Source organism: Desulfopila aestuarii DSM 18488 (assembly GCF_900143695.1).
GTDB lineage: Bacteria > Desulfobacterota > Desulfobulbia > Desulfobulbales > Desulfocapsaceae > Desulfopila > Desulfopila aestuarii.
The window spans coordinates 45,743-58,731 of the sequence record NZ_FRFE01000024.1; the positions used below are offsets into that span (position 1 = coordinate 45,743).

Sequence of the window (12,989 nt, forward strand, 5' to 3'; positions counted from 1 at the left end):
TTGCGAGTTATGCGCTATCTTGCAGGAAGTGCAGAATCTCTTTCCGTACTTTCTGAAATTCGTTTTTCAGGTCGGTAAGAAGCGCATCGAGCATGTCGGCGTTGTTGTCTCTACATTCTGCTTCGATCGTTTTGGTAATGGCATGAAACCTGTTCACTGAGAGATTTGACGCCGCTCCCGCAATTTTGTGGGCTTGATCGGAGGCCTGTTGCAGGCTGCGGCTGTTGATAAGATTTTCCAGAATCTTGAGCTGCTCTGGGGCATCGTCGAGGAACATGTTCATAATCTGGCGGGCAAGCTCATTATCCCCCATGAGCCGGTGCAGCATTGCTGCAGAGTCAAATTGTAGCAGCTCTTCAGGAGCTGTGTTGTTCGCCAGGGCTGTAACAGCTGCGGGCTGGGAGACCGGTTCAAGACTACCTTGCGGCAGCCACATGTCGAGCTTAAGTAGAAGCTCCTGCGGTTTTATCGGCTTGGTCAGATAGTCGTTCATTCCCGCCTGTAAACACCGTTCCCTGTCACCGGCAATAGCGTGGGCGGTCAGGGCAATAATAGGAATGGTGCTGGAATTGTGGGTAAAGGTACTGGTCCTGATCTTTCCGGTTACTGTCAATCCATCCATCTTCGGCATCGATACATCCATAAGGATGAGATGGTATTTCTTTTGTTCGAGGGCTTTGAGGACATCAAGGCCGTTATCGACGGTGTCGACCTGTTCGATGCCCGATTTCGCCAGAATACCGACCAACACCTCCCTGTTGATGGGGTTGTCTTCCGCCAGTAATATTTTCACCTCGCGAAGGGATTGGGTCATAGCGGTCGTGTCGCTGGAGAAAATGGGCTCGGCAGAACGTTGCTCGTCACTGCAGCACAAACGAAGCTCACCAAATTGAATGGGCTTTTTCAGGATGACGGCCTGATCTGTGACTGTTTTGGCAATCTCCGGCAACAGTTCACCTGCTTCAGCCAGCAGGATTAACCGGTGTTGGCCGGCAGCAACTGACTTCCAAAACTGTTGTAATCTCTCTTCTCCTGCAGGTAACAGACATGCCTGATCAATGAAGAGAAAGTCACCGGGTTGCATAGCAGCGGGCTGTTTGGTCATCTCCTGCATGAGCATTTCGGGTGTCGAGGTGCAATGTACTGTCGCTCCCCAATAGGAGATCTGGCAATTCAGCATTTCAGTCAGCATCTCATTTGCAGCAGCGATCATGACCGATTTTCCATGCAGGTCCGGGGAAGGGTGCTGTTCTCCTGCTGGTGCACATTTTTCCAGACGGGCTGTGAACCAGAACTCAGAGCCGTGACCGGCGGTACTGCTGACCCCTATTTCTCCGCCCATCCGTTCACATAGCTGTTTGGAGATGTTGAGCCCGAGTCCGGTGCCGCAGTATTCACGAGTGGTGGGGGTGTCTATCTGGCTAAAGCTGTGAAAGAGTTTTGGCTGATCTTCATCGGCGATTCCGATCCCTGTGTCCTTTACGGAAAAGAGCAGCAAAATGTGTGATGGGCTTTCCTCCCTGGTACTGACCTTGACCGTCACATGACCTTCGGGGGTAAACTTTAAGGCGTTACTGGTCAAGTTGATAAGAATCTGCTGTAACCGATCAGCGTCGCCGCCTACATGTGACGGAATTTCCGGATCAGCCCAGACAATAAGCTCTACATCGCTATTATAAATCTTCTGGGTGGCGATAGCGGAAAATCTGTCCAGCATCTCGCGCAGGTCAAATGGTTTGATGTTTAATTCGAATTTCCCGGCCTCAATTTTGGAGACGTCAAGGATATCGTTAATAATGGTGAGCAGGAACTCACCGCTTGTGCGCAGGGTGGTGGCGTAATGGATCTGGTGTTCATCGAGTTTTGTGTCCAATAGCATTGAGGTCATGCCAATAACGCCGTTAAGTGGCGTCCTGATCTCGTGGCTCATATTGGCGAGAAATTCACTTTTCGCCCTATTGGCTGATTGTACTTCAGCGATAAGGCGCTCACGCTCTTTCTCTATTCGTTTCCGCTCCACAATTTCGTCGTTTAATGCTTCGTTCTGGGCTTCAAGCTTGGTGCTGTAGGAATGACGCAGGTATTCCAGCCAGAAAGTGACCCCGGTAACTGTGACATAAGAGGCAAAAAAACGTATCTTGAATGCGATATGATATGGATAGATTTCCAAGAAACCACGTGGGATAAAAAAGAGGAAGAACGTGAGAATAATGGTGATGGTGCTCCAGATCAGGCCTTCGTTTTTGCCGAAAAGAAAAAAGGTGATGAAGGGGAAGGTATACAACCATAAAATTTTTGACCCGCTTTCACCACCATAGATAAGTAGATACAAAAGCAGCGAAGCATAGAGTACGGCGTTGAAACGATAGACGATGATTCCTTTCTCGCTGTATTTGATCAGCAGCCAGCCTATGGAGAGACAGGTGGCGGAAAGTGCCGCAAATGCGGAAACCCAGATGTCACCGTTACGAAAATTTGTGATCCCGAAAACGAGCATCAACGGGATGCCGAACAGCAGAAACAGAGAAAAATGCTGAAAACGTGTTCTTTCCTCCTTGGAAAGTCCGGTTGTGCTGGTCGCGATAACAAAGAGTGTGTGCAGGTTTTTGGCCAGGTTCATGCTTTCGGCTGTGAATGACAGATGGGTAAAAGTGATGTTAGAAACAACACGAGTGTTTGTTTTTGAGTAAAGATTACAAAGGGTATTCGATACATTTGGTTTGAATGAAAACAAGATTACATTAACTACTACGGGTTCGGTAAACCGGTAGGATCAGTATAGCATGCATCTGTTGGAAAATGTTATAGCCGCCGATTTATTCTTGCCATAAACACCATTTTTTTATGTGTATCTTATGAAAACTGTCAGCACAGTTGTAATAATGAATTGCTAGATGGTAGGGTTCAGATGATCTCTAAAAAGATTATTGTTGAGGAATCTGACAATCTTTCACTTTAGGAGGAGCATCATGCCGCAATCATTCTCGGCGATTGAAATAACCAAAGATGAAGAGGGGCAGCACGCAAAGCTGACCACATTGACCGAAGACGATCTTATGGCTGGCGATGTCACGGTGGGTGTTGAATATTCGGCGCTCAATTATAAGGATGGCCTTGCTATGACCGGGAAAGCACCGGTGGTAAGGCGCTTCCCGCTTGTCCCCGGTATCGATTTTGCCGGTACTGTTACATCATCAGAGCATCCCGCCTTTCAGGCTGGCGACAAGGTGGTACTGAACGGTTTTGGGGTGGGCGAAGTGCATAGTGGCGGCTTCAGCCAGATGGCGCGGGTGAAAGGCGACTGGCTGGTAAAGCTTCCCGAGGGGCTTACTACCCGGCAGGCCATGGCTGTCGGTACGGCAGGCTATACTTCGATGCTCTGCGTGATGGCACTTGAGCAGCATGGTGTAACGCCTGCGAGTGGCGATATCCTTGTGACCGGTGCGGCAGGTGGCGTTGGTAGTGTGGCGGTTCTGCTCCTGGCAAAGCTTGGGTATCGGGTGGTGGCGGTGACGGGCCGAATGGCTGAGGCAGAATATTTGAAAAGCCTCGGGGCGGCAGAGGTGATCGAACGGCAGCCGTTTGGTGATAAGCCAAAGCCGCTGGCCAAGGAGTTATGGGCCGGGGCGGTGGATGTGGCCGGTGGCAATACCCTTGCCAATGTGCTCAGCCAGATCCGCTATGGCGGTGCGGTGGCGGCTTGCGGTCTGGCTGAATCGATGAATTTGCCGACTTCTGTGGCTCCCTTTATCTTACGTGGTGTGACCCTTTACGGTATTGACTCAGTTATGGCGCCAATTGCCCGAAGGGAACAGGCCTGGCAACGTATTGTCCGTGATCTCGATTTGGCCAAGCTCGAATCACTCGTGAGTGAGATTAGTCTGCAAGAGGTACCGGCTGCGGCTGAGGCGATTCTGGCCGGTAAAATTCGGGGCCGGACCATAGTCAAACCAGGGTGATACTGACTATTTGGGCTGGCTGTTACCCTGTTACGGTAACAGCCAGCCTCGCAGGATAAACCAGACCAGCGGCAGGAATATTCCCGGAATGAGGTTGCCGACCCGGATGGTAGTGATTTTCAGCATATTGAAGCCGATGGCCATTATGAGCAGCCCCCCCACCGAGGTCATCTGGCTGATGGTCTCCGGCACCAGGAAATTTTTCATGAAAACGGCGGTCATGGTGATAAGCCCCTGGTAAAGAAAGACCGCGGCCCCGGAAAACATGACGCCAAGCCCCATCGCCGAGGCGAAGATGACGGAGGTCACGCCGTCCAGCACCGACTTGGCGAAAAGGGTCTGATGATTGCCGGTGAGCCCACTTTCAAGCGAACCGACAATAGCCATGGACCCGACACAGAAAACCAGGCTGGCGGTGACGAATCCTCTGGCGAAGGAACTCGTGTCGCTAGATTTTGCTGCCACCTTCTTCTCGAGGTATTTCCCCAGCGCTTCCAGACGCGCCTCGATCCTGGCTGCTTCACCAAGTAGGGCCCCCAGGATCACCGAGAAGATTACCACCATCAGATCACCCGAAACCAAGGCGCTTTTGATGCCGATCAGGATCACGGAGAGGCCCACGCCGTTCATGATGATGTCCCGATAGTTGTCGGCGATTCCTTTACTGAAGAAGAGGCCTACCAGACTGCCGGCAATAATAGCCAGGGCATTGACGAGAGTTCCAAGCATAATAATTTATTCCCGCATTGCGGGTCCCTGGCTGTAAAAGAAGTTGTCAGGCCGTATTGAATGCCAGAAAAAAAAAGATATTGGCAAAAGAACCTGGCGAAATCCACCTATGCGAAATGCGGGTTTGGGGCGATATAGACGCATTTCTCCTTGAGGTTCCCGGCTGTGCTGACCTCGATATAGGAGGCGCCGTGCTTGGCACCAAAGCTGCCAGCCAAAACGATGATCAGATCATCATCATTGAACTGCTTGTCGCCGATCAGGCGGCAGATGGAGTTTTTCAATGGTTCCGTGGAGTGCTCATCCAAAAGAGCATAATCGGCATAAACCCCATAGGACAATGAGAGCTGCCGCATGACCCGTTCGTCATAGATCTGGGCATAGATGGGGTTGCCGCCGCGATAGGCTGCCAACGCCCGGATCGATTTTCCTGTCACTGAATCGGCAACAATGGCTTTCGTATTGAGTCTCAGCGCCGCTTTGACCGCGGCCTTGGCCAGATAAGCGGTGATCTTGTGCTGATCGCCGTAGGGCACATCCACATAATTACCGTTTTTCCCTTCAACCTCTTTGATGACCTTGGTCATGATCCTGACCGCCAGTTCCGGATATTTGCCATTGGCGGTCTCACCGGAGAGCATCAAAGCGTCGGCATGGTCGAGGCAGGCGTTTGCCACGTCTGAAACTTCTGCCCTGGTGGGACGGGGGGAATCGATCATCGAGTGGAGCATCTGGGTGGCCACGATGACCGGTCTCCGTTTTTCAATGCACTTGCGGGTAAGCTTTTTCTGGATGAGCGGGATCTGCTCGGTGGGGATCTCCACCGCTAAATCGCCGCGGGCGATCATGACCCCATAGGCGTGATCGAGAATCTCATCGATATTGGTGACGCCTTCATGGTTTTCGATTTTGGCGATAATCTTGATTGGCGAATTCTTTTCGTCAAGGATCTGTTGAACGGCCAGCACATCTTCCTTGTTGCGGACAAATGAGTGGGCGATAAAATCCAGATCATTGTCGGCGGCAAAGCGGATGAATCCCTTGTCTTTTTCGCTGAGTGCCGGCAATGTGACGTGAACAGCTGGAATGTTGATCGATTTTCTGGCCTTGATGACGCCGTCATTTTCTACCGAGCAGAACAGGTACTCATCATCTTTGCCGGTGACTGCCAGGGCGATGTCGCCGTCGTCGATGAGAATAGAGCTTCCCTCGGGGACGTCTCTCACAAACTCCTTGTGGGATACGCAGATGATATCGTCATGGGAAAGCTCACCCGGCGCACCTTTGATTTTGATGATATCCCCAAACTTTACTGTCAGCTGTTCCACGGCATCGCAGGTTCTGATCTCCGGACCTTTGGTATCCAATAAAATTCCGATCTTGTTGGACACTTTGCGAGTATTGTTGATGACTTCAAGGGCATCGTCATGGCTCATGTGAGCAGTATTGAGACGGACAACATCCATTCCGGCCTCGTGGAGCCGCCTGATAAATGCTTCAGAACAGTTCAGACTGGAGATGGTAGCAACGATTTTGGTATTTTTGGGCATGGGTAAACCTTCCTTGGGCACTTGATGGCTATGGTTTGAATGGTGGGTCTCTGCCGGAAACGTTGTTACAGAGGTAGATGAGATGGATAAAATCCGGCTAGAATACGTCGCTTTGCTGTTTCGGGCAACAAAAAGTGCTTTTGCAAGTACGAGCTGTTCTCCTCACATCAATCCCGTGGGACCATTTTGTTCGACATGCTTGGGGATCACTCTCAATACGAAATACAATTTGCCTTGAAAAAACAGTGTGAGTACGGATTGTTGACTGGTTTTGTAAACGTTTACAGAGCCGTCTGCCGAGGGAAATGTATCAATCTTTGCGAAGAGCTCTATCAGTATTAATGTCCATGATACATCTTCTGTCGATCTCTGTCATTTTTGTCCGATTCGTGCCAGGATTTCAATGCCATCCGGGGTAAATGGCTCGTTTTCCTTGCGGTGTATCACCTCTTCCATGGAGACGAATTCGCCGTATTCCACTTCTTCTGGTTGCAGAACGAAGGGCCCTTCATGGCAACAGCGGTAGGCTGCACCCCAAACCTTGTTTTCACCAGCTTCGTAGTAGTGGTGAAAAAGAAAATCCAGCTGGGTATCAGTTATCCCCAACTCCTCGGCAAGCTCGCGCCGGGCTGATTCGATGTCCGACTCGCCCGCAAGCATTACTCCCCCAGCTGCCACATCCCAGTATCCCGGGTAAATATCCTTGGTCGTGGTCCGCTTCTGGATAAAGATCTCGTTCCTGGAATTGTATACCAGTATATACGAAGCGCGGTGGATAAGTCCATGTGCCCGCATGATCCGGCGTGATTCCACACCGACGGGGCGGTTGTCCCGGTCGACGATCTGGACAAGTTCTTCTGCTGGTGAATGGATGGAGTTGCTTGTCTGTACAACCATGGTCACTGCGTGTGTTTATTGTTTCATAAGAGATCCAAGGACATTGTCTTCCATCGATACCAGCCGGTTGTCAACCGGGCCCTGGTTAAAAAGCAGGGTGTGCAGCAGCCAGCAGTAGAAAAGCACCGCCAGCACCGCAAAGGGGGCAAAGAAATAGCCTAACGGACAAAGAATAAGCACTGTCAGCCAGTGGAGAATGATGACCTTCTGGGAATGGAGCTGGATGGGAAAATCACCATGCCGGCTGATCACCGCCAGACCGCTCAGGTTCCAGCCGTAAAGGGCGGTAAAGGCGTGCAGTCGCAAAAGAGGAAGTGTCTTCTGGGGATCGTAGTCGGCGGAGAATGCCACAAGGATATAGATGATACCGGTTATTGAGGTGACGAGCAGAAAGAGAATCCCCGAAGTAAGAAACGCCTTCTGCTGCAGCCGGATACCCTGGTGGTAGTAGAGATAGAGCACCAACGTCACTGCCACGAACAGGGTGGTGGCGATCATCACCTGAGGCACAAACCAGCGGGCCAGAATAAAGAGAAAGAAGACGATTACCCCGATGTTGATGGTCCAGAACAGCGCCTCCTTGATGTGCATGGTTATCTGCATTTCGTGCTGGCGCATCAGCGAGAAGATGACCGACATGGAGATGAGCGACAGCGGAAAGGAGAAGCCGAGAAAGAAGGTGTCGAGTTTCAGTTTTTCAAGGGTGAACCAGTGACCGTAGATATCATTTAGTATAACCGGGCTTGAGAGGGCGAGGCCGATGGAGAGGCAGAGGAGCGACGCCTGGTGGAATTTTCGAGAGACATCCTCTTTTGCTGAAAAGAGACCGATGGGGATCAAAGAGCCGAAATGAGCGACCCGGACCTGTTCAATGATAACAGAAAGTACAAGGGGGACGATCATGGCCGGGATATACCAACCAGCGAAACTGCACAGGGCAAAAGCGAGGGAGAGCAGGAGAAAAAGCTGCGCTTTTTTTGAGAGCCCACGCCTGTTCTCTGTGAAGTAGACCAGAAGCGTCCCGCCACTGCAGAGATTGAAGAGAAAGATGTGCAGCCGCTCGAAATTGAGCTGGGCCGGTGGAACCACATGGTGGAGAAATCCACAGCCAAGGGCGATGGTCATGATGGTCATGAAGGTGATTTTCAGTTGTCGACTCACCGTCGTTGTCCTTCTGTGTATTCGGTTGGGAGTTTTCCTAAAAGTGCTCTGAGAGCCGTTTCCAGGGTGGGATGACGAAACCTGAAGCCAGAGCTTTCCAGTTTTTCGACCGCTACCCGACAGCCCGACAATACTATCTCATCAGCCATCTGTCCATATAACATCCTGAGTGGTGACGGCGGGATAGTGAAAAGCTGGGGCCGCTTGGTCACACGGGCAAGAGTGGCCAGCATTTCCTTGTTGGTTGCCGGAAGGGGCGCGGCAATGTTGACCGGCCCATGCAGTTCCGGGGTGACAAGGCAATGGAGCATGGCAGAGACCATATCGTCTATGCTCATCCAGCTAATGTACTGATTGCCGTGACCAAACTGCTTGAAAATAAAGAACGGATCGCTCATCAAGAGGCGCTGCAGGGCGCCGCCGCGGGGGGTGAGGGCGACACCGAGCCGCATCGTGACCGTGCGGATTCCGGCTTCTGCCGCAGGCGCGACGCCAAACTCCCAGGCCCTGCAGACTTCTGAGATGAAGTCATTACCGCTTGGCGTCTCTTCAGTGATGATTTCACTGCCGCCATCCCCGTAGTAACCTACTGCCGAGGCGGAGAGAAATACTCTGGGTGGTTTTGGCAGGCGGGCGATTGTTTTGGCCAGCAGCCAGGTGCCTCTTTTACGGCTTTCTACAACTTTTTCTTTCTTTGGTGCGGTCCAGCGGCCAAGGCCGATATATTCGCCGGCAAGATGGACGACCCCGTCCAGCTCAGGCAGCTCGCTGGCTTTCAATATGCCATTCCACGGGTCCCAGAAGATTTCCCTGCTGTCAGGGATGGGGTTGCGTCGAACCAGGGTCCAGACCTCGTGACCGCCGGTGGTGAGGAGCGGTACCAGTACCCTGCCCAGCACCCCGCTGGCTCCGGAAATGAGCAGGCGAAGCGGTCTTTTACTGCAGCGGGCGTGGAGTTGCAGATCATCCCGTAGTACATGTTCGCGGTAGGTGAAGATGCGGGTAAGGGTGTTGGTAACCTGGTGGGTCGCGAAAGAGGGCAAAATTCGCTCAAAAGGAAGGGCAAACTTGATGGTGTCGGTCAGCTCCGCACCATGCGGGGTATCGGCAAAACTGTGGGTATGCTGGAAACTGGAAAACGGTCCGCGGTGTTGGATGTCCTTGAACATCCTCCCCGGAATCTCCTCGATATGGTGTGCTTCCCAGTTGATGGAGAGTGGACCTTGCTTCAGTTTCATCAGGACCTTGCCACCGGGAGCGATGGACCCTTTTTTCCAGAGCACTTCCGAGCCATCCCAGGGCGGCAGCAGCCGCTCCAATGCTCCGGGGCGGCTGTGGAAGGCGTAGAGCTCCTTGGCACTGCAGTCAAATGTCGATCTGTATTGAAAAGTATGGATAGGGCTCACCGTATGTGAAAATGAAGGTGTCCGCTTCATGGAGGCTCAGCAAAATATCCAATGCAGCCGAAACCTTTACAGATAGTGAGCGGGTTTTCTCCGGCTTATGCTAATCATCTTTTCTTGAAAACTCAAACCCCACAGTTGCCAAAGTGAATATGTAACTTTCGAGCCGATTTTTCGTCTATCGTTCTTGACATCTTCACCATTCCGATGAAGTATGTGAACGCACAAAGTGTGCATATGAACATATCACCATGTAGTATAGCCCGTTGTGGGCACTTCCAGGAGAGTGGAGGACAACCAGGAGATGAATATGGAAAACAGAAAAATAGTGGTTATCGGCGGGTCCGCAGCCGGTGCCAAGGCTGCCGCCAGAGCCAGGCGTCTGGATCCGCAGGCAGAGATCACCATCATTCAGAAGAGCCCAGATCTTTCGATGGCAAGTTGCGGCTATCCTTACTATGTCGGTGGCACATTTGGTGAACGGAGCCAGCTGCTGGCCACCCCCACTGGCGTTGTTCGTGATCCCCAGTTTTTCCAGAAGACGAAGAATATCAGAGCTATCACAGAAACAGAGTGCGTCAGGATCGATCGCGACAATAAGCAGGTGGCTTGCCGGAACCTGCAAAGTGGCGATGAATTTGTCGAAAGTTATGACAAGCTGGTACTCGCCACTGGCGCATCAGCGAATCTGCTGCCCATTGCCGGACGTGAGCTGATCGGTGTTACGACGTTTCTCACCATGCAAGATACCGATTTTCTCCATGACCGCTCTGTTTCAGGTGAGGTGAAACGGGCAGTGGTCATCGGTGGCGGCCTGATCGGAGTAGAGGCGTGTGAGGCCTTGAGAAGTCGCGGTATTGAGGTGACCCTGGTAGAACTTGAAAAGCAGGTACTGACTTTTCTCGATCTCCAGCTGGGTATGCTGGTGGGCAACCATATGCGAAGCAAGGGTGTCGAACTGCGTACCGGCATGAAGCTTGAGCGGTTCGTTGGCGATGATGGCAAACTTACCGGTGTGCAGCTGGCCAATGGCGAAACGTTGGAGTGTCAGCTGGCGGTGATGGCAACCGGTGTCAGGCCCAATGTTGAGATTGCGGCCGCTGCCGGCCTTGAGATTGGCAATCTGGGTGGCCTGGCGGTCAACGCGTCGATGCAGACTTCAGACCCCGATATCTACGCGGCAGGCGATTGTGTGGAATGCACGCATCTGCTTACCGGCAAAAAGACCTATGCCCCCATGGGCGATCTGGCCAATCTTCAGGGCCGGGTAGTGGGGGAGAACGTGGTGGAAGGGAACGTTGCCACTTTCCCGGGTACGATCCAGACCGTGATCTGCAAGGTCTTCGATTTTGGGGCGGGTGCAACCGGTTTAAGTGAGCGTACTGCGCGGGCTCAGGGGATGACCGATATAGAGACGGTAGTGAATGCCAGCCCCGACAAACCAGGATTTATGGGGGCAAAACTTTTGATCAGTAAACTCCTGGTGGAAAAAAGCACCGGCCGTATTCTCGGTTACCAGTGTGTCGGCAGTGGTGACGTATCCAGGCAGCTGGCGACGGCGGCGATGGCGGTTCGCGGTAAACTCACTCTCGCCGAATTGTGCTGCGCTGATCTGCCCTATGCTCCTCCCTATTCGCTGGCCATCGACCATTTTATCGCCTCTGCCCATATCATGGACAACAAGTTAAAGGGAAGGCTGAAAACGATTACAGCTGAAGAGGTCTATGCCAGAATTGAGGCAGGCAATCCTCCATGCTTTATCGATGGTCGGGGGCCTGATGAACATGAGGTCTTGCGTCTTGGTATCGGGGAGAAGTATATTCCTCTTGGAATGATTCGCAACGTGCTTGCCGACCTGCCACAGGACAAAGCCACCGAGATCGTCTGTTTCTGTAAGATCTCTCTGCGTGGTTATGAGCTGGCACGAATCTTAGAGGGATATGGCTATACCAATGTCAAGGTGATGGAAGGTGGGATCATGGCGTGGCCATTTTCCCGCGAACGGTAAGTAATAACAGATAAAAGGGACAGGGGCTGGACAGTGACAACGATGACGGGTGGAGAAGTTCTTGGCAATCATGATAACTGCATTATCTGCGGCAGGAACAATCCGTTTTCCCTGGGGCTGAAATTTGAGCCGCAGGGCGCTGATGTGGTGGAGGCCTCCTTCACCGGCGGCCCCCACCTCCAGGGCTATGAAGGGATTCTGCACGGTGGCGTGATTTCGGCTGTGCTTGATTCAGCCATGGCCCATTGTCTGCTTGTTAAAAATATCAAAGCTGTGACCGGCGATCTGCGGGTCCGGTTTCTCCATGCCATTCCCTGCACCAGCCGGGTTACCATACGGGCCTGGCTCACCTGTGCCGTCTCCAGTCTCTATGAACTGAAGGCGGAGGCGCGGGTTGATGGTCAGTTGGTGGCCAGGGCTAAAGCTAAATTCATGCAGAAAGACGGGGTAAAATGACCTTTCGGCTGACAATAGTTGTCGACAACAAGGCAGCGGACACTCTCTGTGCCGAGCATGGTTACTGCTTGCACCTGCAAACGCCGGAAGGCAATATCCTGTTTGATACCGGTCAGCAGAGGGCGTTTTTGCCCAACATGGAACGGCTTGGTCTTGATCCTGCGGATATTTCCACCCTGGTGCTCAGCCACGGCCATTACGACCATACCGGTGGTGTTGTCGATCTTCTGAAGATGAATAGAAATATCGATATCTACCTGCATAGCGCTGTGTTTCAGCCCCGTTACAGTCTTGATGGAGAGGCACCGGCGATTGTCCGGATGCCTTTTGCGGCCATGGAGGCGATTACCCTTCATCCGGAAAACCGCATCCACTGGCTGAGCCGACCGGTGGCGGTGACGAGTTTTATCGGTATCACCGGCCCCATCTCCCGCACCAACGATTTTGAGGATACCGGCGGCTCGTTTTTCCTTGATCCGGAAGGGCGGCAGGTGGACATCATCAAAGACGACGTTGCCATGTGGCTTCACACCCCGGATGGACTGGTCATTTGCGTGGGCTGCTGTCACTCGGGGCTGGTGAATACCCTGGACTATATCACCGCCCGTACCGGTGAAAAACGGATAGCTACGATTATAGGCGGACTCCACCTTCTCAGCAGTTCTCGGGAGCGGCTGGCGAAAACGGTGGCGGCGTTAAGGAATTTTGAAATAGGGAAAATTGTCGCATGCCACTGCAGCGGCGAGGAGGCGGTAAACTATTTACAGGAGCATCTCACGACGGAGGTCGTTTGGGGGCAGGCGGGGATGGTTATCGAAATCTAATC

At 52.4% G+C, this 12,989-nt stretch carries 10 protein-coding genes; 4 read left to right on the plus strand and 6 right to left on the minus strand.

The features are described from left to right. Positions 1-7: 7 nt before the first annotated feature. Positions 8-2,620: a response regulator gene (locus tag BUF15_RS19475; protein WP_073615388.1), complete on the minus strand. Its 2,613-nt coding sequence runs from the start codon at positions 2,618-2,620 to the stop codon at positions 8-10. Positions 2,621-2,969: 349 nt separating this feature from the next. Between BUF15_RS19475 and acuI the strand changes: the two genes are divergently transcribed. Next, positions 2,970-3,959, plus strand: coding sequence for an acrylyl-CoA reductase (NADPH) (gene acuI / locus BUF15_RS19480; RefSeq protein WP_073615389.1), 990 nt, complete (start codon positions 2,970-2,972; stop codon positions 3,957-3,959). Between the two features lie 30 nt (positions 3,960-3,989). On the opposite strand, the gene BUF15_RS19485 is transcribed toward acuI, so the two are convergent. The 5 genes from BUF15_RS19485 to BUF15_RS19505 form a co-directional block, all read right to left on the minus strand. Then, on the minus strand, positions 3,990-4,688 hold the full coding sequence (locus BUF15_RS19485) for a DUF554 domain-containing protein (RefSeq protein WP_073615390.1): 699 nt from the start codon (positions 4,686-4,688) through the stop codon (positions 3,990-3,992). Between the two features lie 107 nt (positions 4,689-4,795). Further along, a complete protein-coding gene (gene pyk, locus BUF15_RS19490) occupies positions 4,796-6,238 on the minus strand; it encodes a pyruvate kinase (protein WP_073615391.1) in 1,443 nt (480 codons plus the stop codon). Positions 6,239-6,610: 372 nt separating this feature from the next. Then, a complete protein-coding gene (gene yfcD / locus BUF15_RS19495) occupies positions 6,611-7,135 on the minus strand; it encodes an NUDIX hydrolase YfcD (RefSeq protein WP_073615392.1) in 525 nt (174 codons plus the stop codon). Between the two features lie 15 nt (positions 7,136-7,150). Continuing rightward, the gene (locus BUF15_RS19500; RefSeq protein ID WP_073615393.1) at positions 7,151-8,296 is read right to left on the minus strand and encodes a hypothetical protein; all 1,146 of its coding nucleotides are present in this window, start codon (positions 8,294-8,296) and stop codon (positions 7,151-7,153) included. Beyond that, positions 8,293-9,732: a TIGR01777 family oxidoreductase gene (locus BUF15_RS19505; protein WP_084554227.1), complete on the minus strand. Its 1,440-nt coding sequence runs from the start codon at positions 9,730-9,732 to the stop codon at positions 8,293-8,295. Before BUF15_RS19505 ends, BUF15_RS19500 begins: the two co-directional genes overlap by 4 nt. A 277-nt stretch (positions 9,733-10,009) precedes the next feature. Here BUF15_RS19505 and BUF15_RS19510 point away from each other — a divergent pair, with 277 nt between their 5' ends. Genes BUF15_RS19510 through BUF15_RS19520 form a run of 3 tightly spaced genes read left to right on the plus strand, consistent with a single transcriptional unit; the run spans position 10,010 to position 12,987 of the window. Further along, positions 10,010-11,707, plus strand: a complete 1,698-nt coding sequence (locus tag BUF15_RS19510) for an FAD-dependent oxidoreductase (protein WP_073615394.1) — start codon at positions 10,010-10,012, stop codon at positions 11,705-11,707. 42 nt (positions 11,708-11,749) lie between these two features. Next, a complete protein-coding gene (locus tag BUF15_RS19515; protein WP_073615395.1) occupies positions 11,750-12,163 on the plus strand; it encodes a PaaI family thioesterase in 414 nt (137 codons plus the stop codon). After that, positions 12,160-12,987, plus strand: coding sequence for an MBL fold metallo-hydrolase (locus BUF15_RS19520; RefSeq protein WP_073615396.1), 828 nt, complete (start codon positions 12,160-12,162; stop codon positions 12,985-12,987). Before BUF15_RS19515 ends, BUF15_RS19520 begins: the two co-directional genes overlap by 4 nt. Positions 12,988-12,989: the final 2 nt, after the last annotated feature.

What these genes read in the sequence shown, in the direction of transcription:
- BUF15_RS19475 (WP_073615388.1), bottom strand. Translation starts at nt 2,620, where the DNA reads ATGAACCTGGCCAAAAACCTGCACACACTCTTTGTTATCGCGACCAGC.
- acuI (WP_073615389.1), top strand. Translation starts at nt 2,970, where the DNA reads ATGCCGCAATCATTCTCGGCGATTGAAATAACCAAAGATGAAGAGGGG.
- BUF15_RS19485 (WP_073615390.1), bottom strand. Translation starts at nt 4,688, where the DNA reads ATGCTTGGAACTCTCGTCAATGCCCTGGCTATTATTGCCGGCAGTCTG.
- pyk (WP_073615391.1), bottom strand. Translation starts at nt 6,238, where the DNA reads ATGCCCAAAAATACCAAAATCGTTGCTACCATCTCCAGTCTGAACTGT.
- yfcD (WP_073615392.1), bottom strand. Translation starts at nt 7,135, where the DNA reads ATGGTTGTACAGACAAGCAACTCCATCCATTCACCAGCAGAAGAACTT.
- BUF15_RS19505 (WP_084554227.1), bottom strand. Translation starts at nt 9,732, where the DNA reads ATGAAGCGGACACCTTCATTTTCACATACGGTGAGCCCTATCCATACT.
- BUF15_RS19510 (WP_073615394.1), top strand. Translation starts at nt 10,010, where the DNA reads ATGGAAAACAGAAAAATAGTGGTTATCGGCGGGTCCGCAGCCGGTGCC.
- BUF15_RS19515 (WP_073615395.1), top strand. Translation starts at nt 11,750, where the DNA reads ATGACGGGTGGAGAAGTTCTTGGCAATCATGATAACTGCATTATCTGC.
- BUF15_RS19520 (WP_073615396.1), top strand. Translation starts at nt 12,160, where the DNA reads ATGACCTTTCGGCTGACAATAGTTGTCGACAACAAGGCAGCGGACACT.